This window comes from Streptomyces sp. NPDC002671 (assembly GCF_053592475.1).
Map to the genome: position 1 here is coordinate 1 of NZ_JBSFVU010000065.1, position 20523 is coordinate 20523.

Annotated in this window: 8 protein-coding genes and 1 pseudogene; 8 read left to right on the top strand and 1 reads right to left on the bottom strand. The window is 67.6% G+C overall.

The window, feature by feature from the left end:
* Positions 1-95: 95 nt before the first annotated feature.
* From ACWD35_RS41625 to ACWD35_RS41655, 7 genes and pseudogenes are all read left to right on the top strand, one after another.
* Positions 96-845: pseudogene (locus ACWD35_RS41625) on the top strand (ISAzo13-like element transposase-related protein); the annotation flags it as partial.
* A 129-nt stretch (positions 846-974) separates the two neighbouring features.
* Positions 975-2381, top strand: coding sequence for an NF041680 family putative transposase (locus ACWD35_RS41630; RefSeq protein ID WP_451356561.1), 1407 nt, complete (start codon positions 975-977; stop codon positions 2379-2381).
* 114 nt (positions 2382-2495) lie between these two features.
* Positions 2496-2891: a hypothetical protein gene (locus ACWD35_RS41635; RefSeq protein WP_451356562.1), complete on the top strand. Its 396-nt coding sequence runs from the start codon at positions 2496-2498 to the stop codon at positions 2889-2891.
* Positions 2892-2893: 2 nt separating this feature from the next.
* Positions 2894-5356, top strand: a complete 2463-nt coding sequence (gene fxsT, locus ACWD35_RS41640; protein ID WP_451356563.1) for an FxSxx-COOH system tetratricopeptide repeat protein — start codon at positions 2894-2896, stop codon at positions 5354-5356.
* A gap of 631 nt (positions 5357-5987) precedes the next feature.
* On the top strand, positions 5988-12320 hold the full coding sequence (locus ACWD35_RS41645; protein ID WP_451356564.1) for a protein kinase domain-containing protein: 6333 nt from the start codon (positions 5988-5990) through the stop codon (positions 12318-12320).
* Positions 12321-12361: 41 nt separating this feature from the next.
* Complete coding sequence (locus ACWD35_RS41650) at positions 12362-15307, top strand: helicase-related protein (RefSeq protein ID WP_451356565.1); 2946 nt, start codon at positions 12362-12364, stop codon at positions 15305-15307.
* Positions 15307-19431 (top strand): Eco57I restriction-modification methylase domain-containing protein, encoded by a 4125-nt coding sequence (locus tag ACWD35_RS41655; protein WP_451356566.1) that lies wholly within the window; start codon positions 15307-15309, stop codon positions 19429-19431. Before ACWD35_RS41650 ends, ACWD35_RS41655 begins: the two co-directional genes overlap by 1 nt.
* A 501-nt stretch (positions 19432-19932) precedes the next feature.
* Here ACWD35_RS41655 and ACWD35_RS41660 read toward each other — a convergent pair.
* Entirely contained in the window at positions 19933-20133 is a 201-nt protein-coding gene (locus ACWD35_RS41660) for a DUF397 domain-containing protein (protein WP_451356567.1), read from the bottom strand.
* A 293-nt stretch (positions 20134-20426) separates the two neighbouring features.
* On the opposite strand from ACWD35_RS41660, the gene ACWD35_RS41665 reads away from it, so the two are divergent.
* A partial coding sequence (locus tag ACWD35_RS41665) for a transposase family protein (protein ID WP_451356568.1) occupies positions 20427-20523 on the top strand: 97 nt, incomplete at its 3' end.

The window sequence follows — 20523 nt, forward strand, 5'->3', positions numbered from 1 at the left end:
CCAAGGGCCAGGTGCGCTGGCCCACCCGCAAGACGTCAGCGAAGGTCATCACCTTGCACCCATCAATAGTTCAGTAGCTCAAGCAACGGCATTGTCCCGGCACTTCGAAGTGGAACCGGATCGAGCACCGGCTCTTCTCCCACATCACCATGAACTGGCGTGGAAGGCCCCTGACCAGCCACGAAGTCATCGTCGAGAGCATCGCGGCGACCACCACCAAAACCGGCCTGACCGTGCACGCCGAACTCGACACCAACCCTTACCCCACCGGCATCCAGGTCAGCGACGAGGAGATCGCCGCCCTGCCCATCACCCGCCACCGCTTCCACGGCGACTGGAACTACACCCTCCACCCCCAGCATTCGATGGACGCGGTGACGACCGACAGCACGTCAGGCCAGGCCCCGGCGAGCAGACCGTCTCGCCTCACGCGGCGTTCACTGCAGGACCCAGAACTTACCGGGATGACCCGCCAACGGCTCAGCGAGCTCATCGACGCGCTGACTCCAGAGCTGGAGGTTCAACGCGAGCAAGTGCTCCGCACACGTCGCGGTCACGAGCGCCTGGTGGCCCCTGGCACAGGTGCCAAAGCCAAGCTCACCCCAGCCGACCGGGTCCTGGTCACCGTGCTCCACCTGCGCAAACTCGCGACCATGGACCTCCTCGGCCAACTCTTCGGCGTCACCGCCATGACCATCAGCCGCGCGAAACAGGAGGTCCGCCCACTCCTGGAAGCACACGGCCACCACATCAACACTTCTACCGCCCGCCTTCGCACACCAGCCGACGTCGCGACGTTCCTCGATCCTGACTCCACCCAGACCAAGGTCAAAAAGACGAGTTAAAGATCTGCACGCCCTAAGCTTCGCTTTTATCCTTGCGCCCTGCCCGTGGACGGTTGGTTGGCTGAGGTGCGGGACATGGAACGGCCATCGCGGGACTCTCCAGGTAGGTGAAGACCAGGGGAGGGTGCGATGGCCGTCGCTGTCAGTGTGCTTGAGGCGGGGGCAGGCCGCCAGGGCAAGGCCAACCTGACGCGCTTCCGCAGGGGCTGGTACGACTGTCTGTCCCGACGGGCGGATGCGTTGTTCGAGCTGACCGACGCCCTGTTGGCAACCGGCCCGGTCACCTCGCTGCCCTATCTGTCGCTGGACGAGCTGCACCGGCGTGGTCACGGCAGTACCTATGCGGCCCTGGCGAATGGCCGTGTGGGTGCCGAAGCGGCACGTGAGCTGTTCGCCGACTCACTGCCCCGCGCGTCAAGTCCGGTCTTCGCAGTGGACGTGAGCGTCTGGGTCCGCAGCGACGCGGAGTGCTCACCCGGGCGCGGCTACTACTACCACCCTTCCAGGCACTCGGCGGGACAGCCGATCGTGGCCGGCTGGGCCTACCCCTGGCTCGTCGGCCTGGAGTTGACGACGAACTCGTGGACCGCTCCGGTCGATGCCCGGCGCCTGGTCCCGGGCGAGAACCCGAGCACGGTCGCCGCCTGCCAGATCATCGACCTGCTGCGACGACGACCCGAACTGGACCGGCAGACACCACTGTTCGTGTTCGACGGCGGCTACGACTCCGTCCGCCTGGCCCTCGAGCTCACCGCCGTCCCAGCCCAGATCCTCGTCCGGGTCCGGTCCGACCGGTCCTTCTACGCGGACCCACCGCCACAGCGCAGGACGACTGCCGGACGTCCGCGCCGCCACGGCGCGAAATTTGCCTGCCCCGACCCGACCACCTGGCCGGCCCCAGACGCCATCCACTCGTGCACGGACGAGCAGTACGGCGCGGTGACCGTGAAGATGTGGCACCGCCTGCACGCCAAGACCCAGCAACACGACGGCCATGGCAGCCGCGGCCCGCGCCCCATCATCCCCGGCACCCTGGTCCAGCTCACCGTCGACCGACTGCCCGGCCGGACCCGAGCACCGAAGACCTTGTGGCTGTGGTGGACAGGACCACCCGGCCATACCCCCGATCCAGACCTGCTCTGGCGGGCCTACACCCGCCGCTTCGACATCGAACACACCTTCCGCTTCGCCCGCCAGACTTTGAACTGGACCCTGCCCCGGCCCCACACGCCCGAGCAGGCTGACCGGTGGACCTGGCTGATCATCGCCGCCTACACCCAACTTCGCCTCGCCCGCGCCCTGGTGGCCGACCACCGACTGCCCTGGGAGAAACCGCTGCCGCCGGCTCGGCTCACACCCGGCCGTGTCCGCCGACGATTTCGTCACGTTCAAGCAGCAGTGGGCACACCGGCCAACCCTCCACAACCCTGCGGACGCTCCGCAGGCCGTCCACAAGGCACCCGTCGAGGCCCCGCACCCCGCCACCCCGCAGTCAAAACAGCCGCAAGACCTGCGACGCGCCATCCGCAGGGATAAAAGCGAAGCTAAGAGCTGCCCACACCGAACGTGCACTCAACAACCGTGCCGGCCAAGGCGGTTCGGTACAGTGAAGGGCTCCTACACACTGGATCAGGCCTTGGGGAGGCATGCGTGAGTCCGTCCCTTGTCGATGCGATGATGCCGAGCTTGACGGCGGCCGTGGCCGCCTACAGAGCGAACGTCTTGGTGCGTGCCGAAGACGCGGCAGCCGTAGAGACCGTGCGCCTCGGACAACGGTTGCTGGCACGGTTACGAAGGGACGTGCAGCCCCGTATCGATGTCGCCGTTGAGGATCTGGCAAGTGCCCTCGACGACGAGGACTTCCGCGGCGCATTGCGCGCCCAGATAAAGAAGGCCCTCGGGGAGGACGCCAACTTGGCCTCAGACCTTGAGAAACTTCTGGCTGGATCGCCTGTGTCGGCTCAGGCAACCGGAGCACGTTCCGTCGCCGTCGCGCACAATGACGGAGTGATCTCCACCGGCGACAACGCGACCATCCAGAGGTAGGTGTGGATCAGGGCTTCGAACGATCCATCTTCGTCGGGAACAACACCGGGGTCGTGTCCACCGGCGACAACGCCTCGATCACCCAGATCACCCTTGCGCCGGGCGCACCGAAGCCGGCAGCAGCGGTGCCTGCTCCCCCCGACGTGTTCGGGTTCCACAGCGGCAAAAGCCCGGTTTTCCAAGGGCGGACCGGCGAGCAGAAACGCTTGAAAGGGATGCTCAACGGGCCCCCGGGGGCGGTCGTTGTGATCACCGGATGCGGCGGCCTGGGCAAAACGTCGTTGGCCGCGCAAACAGCATCCGAGTACCGGGGCAAGTACAACCCCGTTTGGGAAATCTCGGCAGGAGACCCGACTCAGATCGAGTACGGCCTGTCCCGGCTGGCCTGTCGCATCGACCCTGGGCTGGTCGATCAGCCAAGCGAAGTGGCTGCAGAGTGGGCGCGATCCTGGCTTCAGACTCATGACGACTGGTTGCTCGTTCTGGACAACGCCTCATCACCCAGGGACGTACGCGCCCTGCTCAGCCAGTTGCCCCGGGGACGATTCATCGTCACCAGCCAGCAGGCCACAGGCTGGCACCACATCGGCCCCGTGATGCCACTCGACGTTCTGGATCCGGACGCTGCGCTGGACCTACTAGTCACGATCGTCGGAAGGTCAGTCCTGGACAGTGAGGACCTGAGTAGCGCTGCCCTCGTGTGTGAAGAGCTGGGCCACCTGCCGCTGGCGATCGAGCTCGCGGCAGCCAATATCGCGCAGACCCGAATCAGACCGCGCCACTATCTTGAGAATCTGAGTGTCGCTCCGCTCGACATACTTCTCGACCATTCGGCCTCCGAGGACTCCGATTACACGGTTGCCAGGGTCCTTCAGGCCAACCTGGAGAAGATCAGCGGCCATCCTCTTGCGGAAGAGCTGCTGCGAGTAATGGCGTGGTTTGCTCCTGACGGAATCCCGTGTTCACTGCTTTTCCGGATGGAGTCTCCGCAAGCTGTACACACTGCGGTCGGACTGCTCGCCAAGTACAGCGTGATCCGTTGGACGGAAGGAGCCGACTATCCGACGCTGTATGTCCACCGCCTCGTGCAGAAGCTTGTCATTGCCAGGAATCAGGTCTCCCCGGACGGGATGTTCGAGTCATCGTTTACCGCTACGGATCTACTTCGTAAGGCGCTGCGCGATGAAGACCCCCAAGAGGGTCTCAAAACACGATGGCGTCGCAGCCTGATGCCGCATATCGACTCGCTTGCCTCAAAGATTGAAGCGAATGACGAAACTCTTGCGGCAGCCGCCCTCTATCAGATTGCATCATACTTTCTATTGAGCCAGGGCCAGCTGGACCAAGCAAGCCACTATGCAGAGAGGGCACATCAGGTAATGGCCCGAATCGGAGCGGGACCTTCAGGCTCACCAGAGATCCAAAACTTGATTGGCCAGATACAAGTTGCCGCAGGAAACGTCTCAGGCGCCACCGAACACTTCAAGCGAGCCCTGGATGAAGCGACTCCAGGTTTTAACGAAGACAGTCGAAGCGTCTTGACCTATAGGGTGAACTACGCGAGGGCCATCCTCGCAAAAGGTGATAACGCTGCTGCGATCTCCATGCTCGAAGCCGCCGTGTCCGACTGCGTGAACATCTATGGTGGAGACGATCCGATAACCCTCTCCGCGCGAGCCCATCTAGGGCACGCTTATGAGGTCAGCGGAGATATAGCCACAGCTATGTCACTGTACAGCCATGTCCTGTTCGATCGGCTTCGCACCCTCGGCTTGGACCACGAGGCAACTGCCGCTTCATTGGCTGTGCTCGGCGGTTTCCATCTCGCCAACGGGGATCCATCTGGCGCCGTCCCCTATTTGGAACAGGCCCTTGGCGTGAGAGTTCGGATACTGGGTGATGATCACCTGGACACAGTGGCATCGCGGAACAATCTCGCGGTTGCTCTCTGTGAGATCAATGAACCGCACCGCGCGATTCCGCTCTTGGAGCAGGTGATCGATGATGCGCCGGGAATCTTTGCCCCCGATAGCGCCGAGTTGACGAGCACGCAAGAGAGACTCGCCGGCCTGTACATTTCAACAGGGCAGTCGGATCGAGCCATCTCGATGTACAGCCAGCTGCTGGAAACTCGAATCCACACCATTGGAGTCGACCATCCCACGACTCTCGCAACCCAGAACGTGCTGGGATTCGCATACAGGGCAGCTGGTGACCTCTCCCGTGCCATCGTCTGCTACGAACGGGCACTGCTCGGCCGCACCCGAGTCCTCGGGCCGGAGCATCAAGACACATTCAACTCGCGGAACAACCTCGCCTACGCATACAGACTAGTCGGAGACCTTGCTCAGGCGATTCCGCTCTACGAGGAGACGCTAGATTTTGCCACCAGCAAACTGGGCCCTAACGACCCAGCGGTCATCAACATGCGCGACGATATTCGCTCCCTGCGAGCTCAGATGTAGCGTCGAAGAGTGAGGAGTCCGCCCACGGATTCCAGGTCCAGCCCAGCGGTGGGCGATTAAGCGGACGTTGTGCGCCACGAGGCGCTCTGTTTGTATCCCCGGCCGAGCCAGGAGGAACTCGGAAGGAGGTTCCTGGGTCCGATGACTTACCTGGATCCGAAAGCTGAAGGGGACAAAAGCATGTCAGGAAACCAGTGACCGGGCTGATCTCCTGCTCGAACCAGATGCGGGCACGTACCAGGCGTTGATATGGCTGGGGCGGTACGGCCGTCGTCGCTCCGACGCACAGCCCATAGGAATGCCACGCGGTCCTGAGGGACCGCCAGACCTTGTAGCGGTCGTCGGGGAATGCTTCGTGCAACGTCTCCGCTCGGTTCTCCAATAAACTGGCGAAACGCCTGACCACGCTGTCGGAACTCGCCGCAAAATCGGTGTCACCGGCGATGCGCAGCCGGTCGAGGACCTGATGCAGCACCTCGCCGCCCGCGCGTTAATCACTCGCCGACACATCAAGTGGACCTATCCGTTGACATCGTCAACACGCGTGTGCGACTCTCGGCAACAGGCGAAGGTGTACACTCCGCGCAGGGTGTAACTACCTTGTACACGACGGGTGAAACGGGGAAGGGCAGTGGACCTGGTGACGGTCGACGGACGATTCCGGATCACGGGGATCGTGGGGCGCGGGAACATGGGCGAGGTGCACCGGGCCGAAGACCTTCAGGCCGCCCCGGACTCCCCGCACCGGGAGGTCGCGGTCAAGACCGTGTTGCGCGGCCGGACCGGAGTCGCGATTGACGCGTCGGGGTCCGGCAAGGAGATCGACCGCTTCCGCCGCGAAGTGCGGATCATGCGCATGCTCTCCCAAGGCCACCCGAACCTCACCCTGCTGATCGACGGCGGCGTGGACGGGACACCGGGCGGCAGCGGCTTGCCCTACCTGGCCATGGAGCTGCTGGACGGTCATCCGCTCGCGGACCTCATCGACGAGGAGCCCCAGCTCCCGGTCTCCTGGGTCGCCGCCGTCGGAGCGCAGCTCGCCGCCGGTCTCGCCGCCGCGCACACTGCCGGGGTCGTCCACCGCGATCTGAAGCCGGCCAATGTGATGCTGACCCGTGACGGCACCGTCAAGGTCCTCGACTTCGGCATGGGCTCAGTCGTCGACGATCCCGACCAGACGCGGCTGACCAGCACGGGCGTCAGCGTCGGCACGGCCCGCTACATGGCACCCGAGCAGTTCCGGGCCGAGCGTGTCTCCGCTTCGGCCGACCTCTACGCGCTCGGCTGCATCCTGTACGAGCTGCTGCTCGGACGGCCGCCGTTCTCCGCCAGGACCCCGTACGAGCTGTCCGAACAGCACCAGCACGAGGACCCGCCGAAGCTGACCCTGGTGCGCCCCGACCTGCCCGCCGAGCTGGTCCGGCTGGTGGACCGCCTCCTGGAGAAGGACGCGGAGAACCGGCCCGAGAACGCCGCCCAGGTGCGCGAGGCGCTGATCCCGCTCGCGCTCGCGCCGGACGACACGGCCGCCCTGCTGGCTCCGCACTGGCAGGCGATGGACCCGGTGGCACGGCTGCGTGCCCTGCTTCCCGAGCCCGCCCCGGCCGCCCCCGCACCAGTGCCGCGCAGAGAGCCGCGGCTGCCCGAGGCGATGGACGTCTTCGGTATCCATGCCGACCTGATCAGTGAGTACGAGGACTTCACCAAGAGCGCGACGGTGATCCGGGACGCCCGCATCGACGGCTTCGTCGCGGACGACCTGGCGGCGAAGTCGCAGTGGCCCGACCCCTGGCTGTCACTGAATCCGTTCTTCGCCGACGGCGGCCAGGTCACCGACCTCGTGCGGGACGAAGTGCTGCACCCGAAGTGCGCGGAGATCTTCCAGGCCGGCAAGAAGGAGACCTCTCCGCGCCCCGACGGCCGGCCACTCACCTTCCACCTCCACCAGCGACAGGCGATCGAGGCCGCGCAGGCGGGCGACTCCTATGTGCTCACCACGGGAACCGGCTCCGGTAAGTCGCTGTCGTACATCGTGCCGATCGTGCACCACGTCCTGAAGGAGCGTCAGGCGGCCGGTCCCGACGCGGGCGGCCGGGTGCGGGCGATCATCGTCTACCCGATGAACGCGCTGGCCAACTCACAGGTGGAGGAGCTGAAGAAGTACCTGCAGAACGGCTTCGGGAAGGGCCGCGAGCCAGTCACCTTCGCCCGCTACACCGGCCAGGAGTCCGATGAGGACCGTCGGGAGCTTCGCAAGAACCCCCCGGACATCCTGCTGACCAACTACGTGATGCTGGAGCTGATGCTGACCCGGCCGGACGACCGGTCCAGCCTGATCCGCATGGCGGAGGGGCTGCAGTTCCTCGTCTTCGACGAGCTGCACACCTACCGGGGCCGGCAGGGCGCGGACGTGGCGTTCCTGATCCGCCGGGTGCGTGAGGCCTGTCGCGCCTCCGCGACCCTCCAGTGCATCGGCACCTCGGCGACCATGTCCACCGAGGGCTCCTGGGAGGACCAGCGGCGTGAGGTGGCCAGGGTCGCGGGCCGGCTGTTCGGTACGACGGTGCTGCCGAAGCGAGTCATCGGCGAGACCCTGATCCGGGCGACCGAGGAAGCGCCCGACTCCGTGCCCGCCGAGCGGCTGCGGGTCCCGGCGGCGCCCCGCTCGTACCAGGCGCTGACGAAGGACCCACTGGCCCGCTGGGTGGAGTCCCGGTTCGGTCTGGAGCGCGAGGAGGGGACGGAGCGGTTGCGTCGCTGTGCTCCGGGCACCGTCGAGGAGGCGGCCGCCGAGCTGGCCGACGAGTCGGGGGTGGCCGAGGAGAGCGTGCGCGAGGCGATCCGGACAACCCTGGAGGCGGGCGCGCAGGCCAAGCATCCGGTGACGGAGCGGCCGCTGTTCGCGTTCCGGCTGCACCAGTTCCTCTCCAAGGGCGACACCGTCTACACCACGCTCGAGGACCCGCTCACCCGGCCGCTGACCCGCACCTATCAGCTGGAGCAGCCGGACAGCGACGGCAAGCCGCTGTTCCCGCTGGCGTTCTGCCGCGAGTGCGGCCAGGAGTATCTGACCGTCTGGCGCGCCGAGGACGGCGGCTCGTTCCGGTACGAGCCGCGTCGGGACACCTCCGCCTCCGGGGGTCGCGAGGGCGAGGGCTACCTCTACCTGGGCATGCCCGGGGAGGACTACGAGTGGCCGGCCGATCCGCAGAAGGCCGTGGACGACCGGCGGTTGCCGGAGTCGTGGCTGGAGCGGGACGCCCAGGATGTGACGGTCGTCAAGAAGTCGTACAGGCCCCGGTTGCCCAAGCGTGTCGTCGTGGACGCCCACGGAAACGAGTCGGGCGAGGGGCTGGTGGCGGCCTTCGTCCCGGCACCGTTCCTGTTCTGCGTGCACTGTCAGGTCTCCTACGAGCAGACCCGTGGCCGGGACTTCGCCAAGCTGGCCACCCTGGATCAGGAGGGACGTTCCTCGGCGACCTCGCTGATCTCCGCCTCGATCGTGAAGTCGCTGCGGGCGGTGCCGGAGGACAGCCTGGGCAAGGAGGCGCGCAAGCTCCTCACCTTCGTCGACAACCGTCAGGACGCCTCGCTCCAGGCCGGGCACTTCAACGACTTCGCCCAGGTGACCCAGTTGCGCGGCGCTCTGTACCAGGCGGCGGTGCGCGCCGGTGAGGAGGGGCTGAGCCACGACGATCTCGCCGAGGCCGTCACCGAGGTAATGGGCCTGACGCCGCGCGAGTTCGCGGCCGGCGCCAACCTGGCTCCGTCCATGGAGCGCCGGGCCGCGAAGGCCTTCCGTGACGTCGTGGGATATCGCCTCTACCGCGACCTGGAGCGCGGTTGGCGCATCACCATGCCGAACCTGGAGCAGACGGGTCTGCTGCGGATCGACTACGAGGACCTGGGCGTCATCGCCGCCGACCTCGAACGCTGGCAATCCGCGCACGCCGCGCTGCGCGATGCCGATCCGGCGCTGCGCGAGGAGATCGCCCGGACGCTGCTCGACTTCATGCGGCGTGCGCTCGCCATCGATGTGCAGTACTTCCGCGACGACTTCGACACCTTGCAGCGGGCGAGCGAGGAGCGTCTGACCGGGCCGTGGGTGCTGGGCGAGAGCGACCGGCCCGCCGTCGGCACCGCCTACCCGTACGGCTCGCGGCCGGGTATGGAGCGGACCGCGCAGTTCCTGTCGGCCCGGGGCAAGTTCGGCAAGTATCTGCGGCGCAACCTGCCCGATCTGCGCGACGTCCCCCTGGACGACGTCCAGAAGGTCATCGAGGACCTGTTGATCGTGCTGCGTGACGCGTACCTGGTGTGCGAGGTGGACGCGACCCCCGAGCAGTCGGGTCCGGCCTACCGCCGCCGCGCGGGCCAGAAGCGCACCGGTTACCGGGTGTCGGCGGCCGCGCTGATCTGGCGGGCCGGGACCGGTGAGCGGGGCGCCGTCGATCCCCTGGCGCGCACCTACACCAGCGGCGAGGGCCCGCGGGTCAACCCGTTCTTCCGCGATCTGTACCGGACCGCGGCCGCCGAGCTGGCCGGCCTGTTCGCACGGGAACACACCGCGCAGGTCACTCCGGAGGACCGTCTGGAGCGTGAGCGGCTGTTCCGGGACGCCGAACTGCCCCTGCTGTACTGCTCGCCGACGATGGAGCTGGGCGTGGACATCTCCTCGCTCAACGCCGTACTGATGCGCAATGTGCCGCCGACCCCCGCGAACTACGCGCAGCGATCGGGCCGGGCGGGCCGTTCCGGTCAGCCCGCGCTGGTGACGACGTACTGTGCGACGGGCAACAGCCACGATCAGTACTACTTCCGCCGCTCCCAGGACATGGTGTCGGGCCAGGTGGCCCCGCCGCGTCTGGACCTGGCCAACGAGGATCTGGTCCGCTCCCATCTCCAGGGCATCTGGCTGGCGGAGACCGGCATGAAGCTCGGCACCGCGATCCCGGACGTCGTCGACGTCGCCTACGATCCCGAAGGCGACGACCGCCCCGATCCGCAGATGCCGCTGCCGCTCCGTCCCGACTTCCTCAGCCGCTCCCTGGACGAGGATGCCCGCAGGCACGCGGCCACCACCGCCCGTACCGTCCTCGCCCCGCTGATCGCGGAATTCGAGTCGACCACCTGGTGGTACGACGAGTGGATCGAGGACCGGATCGAGCGGGCACCGCAGGAGTTCGACGCCGCTTTCGAGCGGTGGCGTGACCTGTTCCGGGCAGCCGTCATCGACCAGTACGAGCAGAACAAGCGCGTCGTCGACCACACTCTCTCCCCCGGCGAGCAGAGCCGGGCCCGCTCCCGCCGCCGGGAGGCGGAGACACAGACGAACCTGCTGCTCAACCGCTCCGTCGACAGCAAGTCGGTGATGAGCGACTTCAACCCGTACCGCTATCTGGCGTCCGAGGGATTCCTGCCCGGCTACAGCTTCCCCCGGCTGCCGCTGGCCGCGTACATCCCGCGCTCGGGCAATCGCCGCAACGCCGACGGCGACTATCTGCAGCGTCCCCGGTTCCTCGCGATCCGCGAGTTCGGCCCCGGCGCGCTCATCTACCACGAGGGTGCCCGCTACCAGGTCACCCGGGTGCAGCTGCCGCCGGACGCCTCGGGCGGCCTGGCGACGGCGGAGGCCAGGCGCTGCGACGGCTGCGGCTACCACTACGCCGTCAAGCCCGGCGCCGACAAGTGCACGATGTGCGGGGCGGACTTGGGCAGCAAGCGCACCGGACTGCTCCACCTGCACACCGTGTACACCACGCCGCGCGAGCGGATCTCCTCCGACGAGGAGGAGCGCCGCCGGGCCGGTTTCCGCCTGGAGACCTCGTACGCGTTCCAGGACCACGGTGCCCGCAAGGGACGCCTCACCTCGCACGTGACCGACGCCGGTGGGGCGCCCGTTCTCAACCTGGACTACGGCGACTCCGCGACCGTCCGGATCACCAACCTCGGTCGGGTGCGCGACAAGGGCGAGCACGACGGCTACTGGCTGGACCTGGGTGACGGCCGCTGGCTCAACGACCGGGCCGCCGCGGACGCCATCGAGGGCACCGGCATGCCGGTGGTCGACGAGGACGGCAACGAGAAGCGCCGCAAGAAGCGGGTCCTGCCCTTCGTGGAGGACCGCCGCAACATCCTCGTGGTCACCCTGGAGGAGCCGCTGCCCGAGCCGGTGGCGTGGTCGTTCCTGTACGCCCTGGAGCGGGGTATCGAGGCGGCGTTCGAGCTGGAGGACTCCGAACTCACCGCGGAGCTGCTGCCGCCGGACGAAGGCCCGCGCCGTCACATGCTGTTCACGGAGGCCGCGGAGGGCGGCGCCGGTGTGCTGCGCCGGATCCAGCACGACAAGGACGCCCTCGCAAAGGCCGCCCGGACCGCGCTGGAGATCTGCCACTTCGACCCGGACACCGGCGAGGACCAGGGTGGCCCGACGGACGGCGAGAAGTGTGCCCGCGGCTGCTACGCCTGTCTGCTGACCTACGCCAACCAGACGCACCACCGCCAGCTGAGCCGGCTCGCCGCCCGGCCGCTGCTGGCTCAGCTGGCCGGAGCCCGTACTGAGCGGGAGGACCGCGGCGAGTCCCGCAGCGAACAGTTCCGCAGGCTCACCCCCGCGAGCGCATCGCCTCAGAGCACCTCGCCGACCACGGTGGAGGCGGATCTGGCGGCCCTGGTCGCACAAGGCGATCTGCTGGGATGGCTGAGGGCGAAGGGCTACCGGCTGCCGGACGAGGTCGACGTCCTCGTCCCGGAGGCCGGGGCGTGCCCGGACCTCGTCTTCCGTCTGGACGGTGCCAACCTCGCCGTGTTCGTCGACGTCGTCGGCCACACGGCCGACTCCGCCCGCGACATCGAGGCGGGCTACCGCCTGGAAGACGCCGGCTGGGACGTCCTGCGCTTCTCGACGTACGTGGACTGGGACGCCCTCGCGGACAACAACGCCGCCTACTTCCACCTGCGTTGATCGCCTCACCCACTGCGGACCTCTAGGAACCGAGACATCTCATGAGCCTCACGTACACAGCCGGCTCGCTGGTCGCCGCCCGTGGCCGGGAATGGGTGGTGCTGCCCGAGAGCGCCCCCGACATGCTGGTGCTGCGCCCGCTGGGCGGGAGCGAGGACGACATCGCGGCCGTCTTCCCCGCCTTCGAGGACGTGCGTGCCGCCGAGTTCGCGGCGCCGAGCCCGGCCGACCTGGGCGACCAGCGCGCCGCCGGTCTGCTGCGCACGGCGCTGCGCATCGGGTTCCGGTCGGGTGCGGGCCCGTTCCGCTCCCTGGCGTCGATCGCCGTGGAGCCCCGCGCCTATCAGCTGGTCCCGCTGCTGATGGCACTGCGACAGCGCACCGTGCGGCTGCTGATCTCGGACGACGTCGGTATCGGCAAGACGGTCGAGGCGGGCCTGATCGCCAAGGAACTCCTGGCTCAGGGTGAGGCGACCCGGCTGGCCGTGCTGTGCTCCCCGGCGCTGGCGGAGCAGTGGCAGGGCGAACTGCGGGAGAAGTTCGGCATCGACGCCGAACTGGTCCTGGCCTCCACGGTGTCGCGCCTGGAGCGCGGTCTGGAGCTGGGCCAGTCCCTGTTCGACAAGCACCCGTTCACGATCATCTCGACGGACTTCATCAAGTCGACCCGGCACCGCGAGGATTTCGTACGGCACTGCCCGGACCTGGTGATCGTCGACGAGGCCCACACCTGCGTGGCCGCCGACGACGCCGCGCAGGGTGCCGCCTCGTCGGCCTCGAACCAGCTCCGCTACGAGCTCCTGCGCAGGGTCTCCGCCGACGCCGACCGGCACCTGCTGCTGCTGACCGCGACGCCGCACTCCGGCAAGGAGTCCGCGTTCCGCAATCTGCTCGGCCTGGTGCGGCCCGAACTGGCGCACCTCGACCTGGAGTCGGCGGCGGGCCGGGCGAGGCTGGCCGAGCACTTCGTGGCCCGCAAGCGCGCCGACGTCCGCGACTACCTCACCAAGGAGGACGGCCTCGCCGACGACTCACTGGCCGAGCGGACCGCCTTCCCGTCCGACCGCTGGACGAAGGACGAGAAGTACCGGCTCACCCCCGCCTACCGGGCGCTGCTCGACGACGCCATCGCCTACGCCAGGGACCGCGTCCGGGCGGCGGACGCGCAGGGCAGGCGGGAGGCCCGTATCGCCTGGTGGTCGGTGATCGCGCTGCTGCGCTCGATGGTCTCCTCGCCGGCGGCCGCCGCGCAGACCCTGAAGACCCGCTCCGAGTCCGCCACGGCCCGCACCGCGCACGAGGCGGACGTGCTGGGCGCCCCGGTGGCCTCCGACTCCGCGGACAACGACCGGCTGGAGGGCATGGACGTCGCGCCGGGCGCCGCCGAGACTGAGGACGCGGGCGCCCGACTGCTCGATCTGGCCCAGCGGGCCGCGCAGTTGGTGGGACCTGCCGAGGACGCGAAGCTGAAGGCGCTCACCGGGCACCTGAAGAGGCTGATCGCCGACGGCTACCACCCGATCGTCTTCTGCCGTTACATCCCCACGGCCGAGTACCTCGCCGAGCAGCTCGACGGAAAGCTCGGCAAGAAGACGAAGATCGCCGCGGTGACCGGCACGCTTTCCCCGCAGCAGCGTCTGGAACGCATCGAGCAGCTCGCCGCCGAGGCTCCCGAGGACGGCGACCCGGCCGCACGCCGGGTCCTGATCGCCACCGACTGCCTCTCCGAGGGCGTCAACCTCCAGCACCACTTCGACGCCGTCGTCCACTACGACCTGGCCTGGAACCCGACCCGCCACGACCAGCGCGAGGGCCGCGTCGACCGCTACGGCCAAAAGCGCGACCAGGTCCGGGTCATCACCATGTTCGGCGAGGACAACGGCATCGACGGCAAGGTCCTGGAGGTGCTGTTCCAGAAGCACCGGCAGATCAAGAAGGACCTGGGCATCTCCGTCTCCGTCCCCGACGAGACCGCGTCCGGCGTCACCGACGCCGTGGTGGAGTGGCTGCTGCTGCACGGACGGCAGGGCAGCCAGGAGAGCCTGTTCGAGATGGACAGCCACCAGGAGTCCTTCGACCGTATCGAGCGCGAGTGGAACTCGGCCGCCGAGCGGGAGAAGACCTCCCGCTCCAAGTACGCCCAGCGCGCCATCCACCCGGAGGAGGTGGCCCGCGAGGTCGCCGCCGTACGGGCCGCGCTCGGCGGCGCCGACGAGGTGCGCGGTTTCGCCCTGGAGGCGCTGCGCGACCTGGACGCCCTGGTCCTCGAACCACGCGACGGCGACGGCGACTTCACCGCGCAGGCCGGCGGCGCCCCCGCCGGCCTGCGTGACGCGCTCGCCGCCACCCTCGGCGGACGGCTGATCGAGGAGGACCGGGAGATCCCGTTCCGTACGACACCGGCGATCGGCCGTGGTGAGGCCGCGCTGGTCCGCACCGACCCGGCGATCGGCGCCATCGCCTCGTACGTCCTGGACTCGGCGCTCGACGCGAACACCCCCGGCCCCCGCCCGGCACGCCGCTGCGGTGTGGTCACCACGGACGCGGTCGGCATCCGCACGACGCTCCTGCTGGTCCGCTACCGGTTCCACCTCACCCTGCCGTCCCGCACGGGCGAGCGGCAGGTGGTGGCCGAGGACGCCCGTCTGCTCGCCTATGAGGGGATGCCGGCGCGTGCCCGCTGGCTGGACGACGACAAGGCCGCCGCGCTCCTCTCCGCCCGGGCCAGTGCCAACACCCACGAGCAGCTCGCCCGCAACCAGATCACCCGCGCCCTGGACGGTCTGCCGGACCTGTCCGCGCACCTCACCGAGTACGGCACCCGTCTGGCCGCCGAACTCGACGGCTCGCACCGCCGGGTGCGCAAGGCCAACGAGGAGATCGTCCGTGGCCTGAAGGTCGTCCCGCAGGAGCCCGCCGACGTCCTCGGTGTGTACGTCTACCTGCCGCAGCAGCCCGTTCCCACCGTCACCGGAGCCGAAGCCTGATGCCCGCCGCCACCCGCACCGCCCTGGCCTTCACCGCCGTCACCACGGTCGGCGGCCTGCTCCCCGCCGACATGCTGCTGCGCATCGCCGAGGCGCGGAACCTGCCGGGCACCAAGTCCGCCGACTACGGCCTGCCCGCCTCGGTGCCCGTGCGCGACGAGGCCGAGCGCGCCTGGGAGTACCTCAAGCCGCTCTGGCGCGACCTGCGCGCCGCCCTGCCCTCCGACCCCACGACCGGTGCTCCCGCGGCCGACCCGACTGGCCGGGCCGGCACCGACTGGCTCTCCCAGCTGTTCCGCAAGCTGGACTTCGGCGCGCTGACGGAGGTCGGCGCGGCGGGCATCGCGGCCGATTCCGACCCGGAGAAGCGTTTCCCGGTGTCCCACCGCCACGGCCCGGCGCTGGTCCAATTGTTGCCGTGGAACCAGGAGCTGGACAAGCGACCGGCGGCGGGCCAGGTCCCGGCGCAGTCCATGCTCCAGGACTGCCTCAACCGCACCGAGGCCCACCTGTGGGCGGTCCTCACCAACGGCCGCCGTCTGCGGCTGCTGCGCGACTCCTCGTCCTTCTCCACCGCGGCCTACGTCGACTTCGACCTGGAAGCCGTCTTCGACGGCGAGCTGTTCAGCGAGTTCGTGCTGCTGTACAGCTTGCTGCACGCGTCGCGGTTCGCGGTGGCGGAGGGGGCGGCGGCTTCGGGGTGTTGGCTGGAGAAGTGGCGTGCGGAGGCTGTTACTTCGGGCGCTCGTGCTCTGGATCAGCTGCGGCTGGGAGTTCAGAACGCCCTGACTGTGCTTGGCACCGGTTTCCTGCGGCATCCGGACAATGTCCGCCTGCGCGAGAACACCGACCCGAAGGCGCTTCGGGACGCGTTGCTGCGTCTGGTGTACCGCCTGCTGTTCGTGTTCGTCGCCGAGGACCGTGGGGCCCTGCTCGCCCCGGAGGCCGACGAGCGGCAACGGGAGGCGTACGAGCGGTACTTCTCGTCGGCGCGGTTGCGGGAGCGGGCGCGGCGTCGGCAGGGGACGGCTCATGGTGATCAGTACGAGGCCTTGCGGATCGTTCTCGACGCGCTGGGTACGGAGGGTGGTCGTCCCGAGCTGGGGCTGCCCGGCCTCGGCGGTCTGTTCTCCCACAAGGAGGCCGACGCACCTCTGGACGGCCTGAAGCTGTCCAACGAGTCGCTGCTTGCCGCCGTCCGTCACCTTGCTCAGGTCCGTGACCCCGGTGCCCGCCGCTGGCGCGCGGTCGACTACCGGCACCTGGATGCCGAGGAACTGGGTTCGGTCTACGAGTCCCTGCTGGAGCTGGAACCGAAGCACTCCGCGGCGGACCGCTCCTTCGAGCTGATCGAAGTGGCTGGCAACAGCCGTAAGACGACGGGTAGTTACTACACCCCGTCCTCGCTCATCGAGTGCCTACTGGACACGACGCTCGACCCGGTCATAGACGACGCTGTGAAGCGTGGCGAGCAGCGGGCCACCGAGGCCGGTCGTCCCGACCCGGCCGACGACATCGTCGATGAGCTGCTGGCCCTGACGGTGTGCGACCCGGCTTGTGGGTCGGGGCACTTCCTGGTTGCTTCGGCGCGCCGGATCGCCAAGCGAGTGGCGTCGGTGCGGGAGCGCAACCCCGAGCCGACGGTTGATGCGATGCGGCATGCGTTGCACGAGGTTGTCGCGCGCTGCATCTACGGTGTCGACCTCAACCCGATGGCTGTGGAGTTGGCCAAGGTCTCCCTGTGGATCGAGGCCATGGAGCCGGGTAAGCCGCTCGGGTTCCTGGACGCGCATGTCAAGCACGGGAACGGCTTGATCGGGGCGACGCCGAAGCTCCTGGCGGACGGTGTCCCGGACGACGCCTTCAAGCCGATCGAGGGGGACGAAAGGAAGTATGCGGCCGGGCTCGTCAAGCGGAACAAGGCTCAGCGGGGTGGCCAGGATGAGCTGCTTTTCGACGCGGATGCTCTGCCCGGCAACGAGCGTTACGCCGCCGAGCTGGCCCGGATCACCGCTGCCCCTGCCAACTCCCTGAAGCAGGTGCGGGCACAGGAGTCTGCCTACCTCACCTACGTGGAGTCGACCGCGTATGTGCAGGACCTGCATGCCGCCGACGCGTGGTGTGCCGCGTTTGTCTGGCCCAAACATGAGGGTGCGCCGGAGGCACCGACGGACCAGGTGTTTCGGGCGCTGCGTGGTCGTGACCAGTCGGCTGTGCCGGACGGCACGCATGCGGAGATTCTGCGGCTGCGGGATCAGTACAGCTTCTTCCACTGGCACTTGGAGTTTCCGGAGGTTTTCTCGGTTCCGGAGTCGGGTGTTGGTGTTCAGCGGGGTACGGGCTGGGCTGGCGGGTTCGACGCAGTGGTGGGGAATCCGCCGTGGGAGAGCGTAAATCTTCCGGAGACTGAGTTCTTCGCGGTTCGCGCCCCGGAAATCGCAGCGATCAACAACACGGCCGCCCGCAAGAAGAAAATCCGAGAGCTTAAGGACAGCCCAGATACCAAACAGCTGTACAGCGATTACGAGAACGCTAAGCGAAAAATCTACGGAGAGAGCCACTTTTGGCGCACCTCAGGCCGCTACCCCCTGACTGGACAGGGAAATCTCAATCTATACGCGCTTTTCGCCGAGGGCGACCGCATCCTCACTTCTAGTCGCGGGCGAACTGGTGTCATCATCCCGACGGGGATCGCAACAGACGCGCGTACGCAGCACTTTTTCAAGGACCTCGTGAAGCAGGGTTCCCTGGCCAGCCTGTTCGAGTTCGGGAACGAGGAAAAACTCTTCATCGCAGTCAAGGATTACGTACGCTTCTGCCTCCTGACCATGCGCGGCCAAGGTAAACCGGATGCCCCCGTCTCCATGGTCTTCAAGGCCCGCCAGACCGCAGAAATTCCTGACCGCTCCTATACCCTCACCTCGCTCGACATCCAGCTCCTCAACCCAAACACCGGCACCTGCCCCGTCTTCCGTAGCCGTCGCGATGCCGAGATCACCCTCGCCATCTATCGTCGCATGCCAGTCCTGATTGACGAAACGAAGGAGTCCGACGGCAACCCTTGGAAGGTCTCCTTCTTGCGCATGTTCGACATGTCGCACGAGTCGCACCTGTTCCGCCCCAACACAACGAACGGAGAAACTCTCGACGACCTCCTGAAGGCGGGTTGGAGCCTCGATGGAAACATCCTAGTTCGCGGCGAGGAACGCCTACTTCCACTGTACGAAGCGAAGATGCTCCACCTATACGACCACCGATTCTCTACATACGAGAACGCCACTGAAAAACAGCTCAACGAGCGTACCCTTCCACGCTTCACTCCTGACCAGCACCAGAGTGCATTCGCCGTCCCATTGCCGCGCTATTGGGTCCCGGAACAGGACGTATCGACGGGGAAGCTCGACAGGACCGGCGAGAAAATCAAGGAAGCGGGTGTCTCTACTCGCCTCGCCAACAAGGGCTGGCGCCAAGGCTGGCTCATGGGCTGGCGTGACATCTGCCGGGCAAGCGACTCAAGGACAGCGATTCCGGCTTTCCTTCCTGTAGCAGGCGTAGGAGACAAGTTTCTGCTTGAGCTCCCCGAGGTACCGGCAGCCCTCGCCGCCCTCCTAGGCGCATGTCAGTCGTCTCTGGTCTTCGACTACTCAAGCCGCCAAAAGCTCGGTGGTGCCAGCATGAAGTACTTCACTTGGCGTCAGCTTCCTGTACCGACGCCGGAGTCTCTGAGGCCTCACTCTCCGTTCATCACCCCCCGACTCCTGGAACTTGTCTACACCGCTGAGGACATGAGCACATTCGCTCGCGACCTCGGCGACACCGGCGCCCCCTTCCGCTGGGATGAGGACCGTCGGGTCGTGATCCGCGCTGAACTGGACGCCCTCTTCTTCCACCTCTACGGCGTCACCCGCGACGACGGGGCGTACATCCTGGATACCTTCAACATCGTCCGCGACAACGACATCAAGGCGCACGGCGATTACCGCACCAAGAACCTGATCCTCGCCGAGTACGACCGGATGGCCGCCGCCGGCCTGACCCTGGAGAACCCGCTGGCCGAGGGCGAGTCCGGTACCTACCGCTCCACCCTCACCCCGCCCCCCGGCCAGGGCCCCCGCCACGCCTGATCCCACCCAAGGAGCCGGACACCCCGTGGTACGTCGAAGCCAGACCAGCAACCCGCGCTCGGCCGTCGTCCTGACGTCGGGCGCGGACTGGGGTACGCGTGCCGCCGGGCAGCGTCGGGGCAGCGGGGCCGAGTTCCCGATGCCCCGGCGGCAGGCGGCGAAGGTCAAGGCGTTGCACGAGTCCCTCGGGCTGATACGCACGGCGATCAACGCCAAGCGCTGGGCCCAGGCGCGCTATATGCTCAGCCGCGCCCGGGCCCTGGTGAACGCGCTGCCCGCCGACCAGACCGTCCAGGAACGCGAGCAGCTCACTCAGTTGCGGAAGAAGTTCGAGGCGCGCAGCACCCCGGAAGCCAAGAGCGCCGCAAAGGCAAAGGCGAAGGCGATTCCAGCGGCGCGGGCGGGCGGCAAGAAATCTGCCGCGAAACCCGCACCACGGAAGGCCGCGCCGAAGTCGACACCCGACCTCGGTGACCGCTTCATCAACCGTGCTTCGCTCGGTTACGTCCCCGAGGCTCCGGACACGAACCTCAGGAAGGGCGCCCAGCCCTCGCGGCCCACGGCGAACGGCGGGCGGGCCAAGTCCTTGGAGTCCCGTACGTGAACGGCCTGTTCGGCGATCGCGATCTCCACACAGCTGTCGCCCTGCGTGCCGCTGTAGCTGGACTTGAACCAGGCGAGTTCTGTCGTACCGCTGCTCATAGCTCTCCTCGCAGTCGCTCCAACAGGTCCCTGGATTCCTTGGGGTTCAGGGCCCAGGGCTTCGGCGTTGTCGTGTGGGGCCCGGTTCGTGGCGGTCTGTCAGCTCGGTGGCGTCCCGGAACGTGACAGGCACGGGCTTCCAAGATCATGGAGTTCTCTACGCCCCGTGATCCGAGTGGAAGACCGTGCCTGTCGACGCATCATCGCTGATCCCGCCTGCCCTTGACCAGCTCCGCGAGCATCCCGAGGCCGTATCCGACGAGGTCCCGCACCTGCTGGAACGGCTGGCCGAGGTGCCCGACCCGCGAGACCCACGCGGCGTACGGCACGCTCTGGTCGCCGTGCTCGCGCTGACCGCGTGCGCGGTTCTGGCGGGGGCGACCTCTGTGC

Coding starts and splice junctions, on each gene's coding strand:
- ACWD35_RS41630 (WP_451356561.1), top strand. CDS start 975: ATGGCCGTCGCTGTCAGTGTGCTTGAGGCGGGGGCAGGCCGCCAGGGC.
- ACWD35_RS41650 (WP_451356565.1), top strand. CDS start 12,362: ATGAGCCTCACGTACACAGCCGGCTCGCTGGTCGCCGCCCGTGGCCGG.
- ACWD35_RS41655 (WP_451356566.1), top strand. CDS start 15,307: ATGCCCGCCGCCACCCGCACCGCCCTGGCCTTCACCGCCGTCACCACG.
- ACWD35_RS41660 (WP_451356567.1), bottom strand. CDS start 20,133: ATGAGCAGCGGTACGACAGAACTCGCCTGGTTCAAGTCCAGCTACAGC.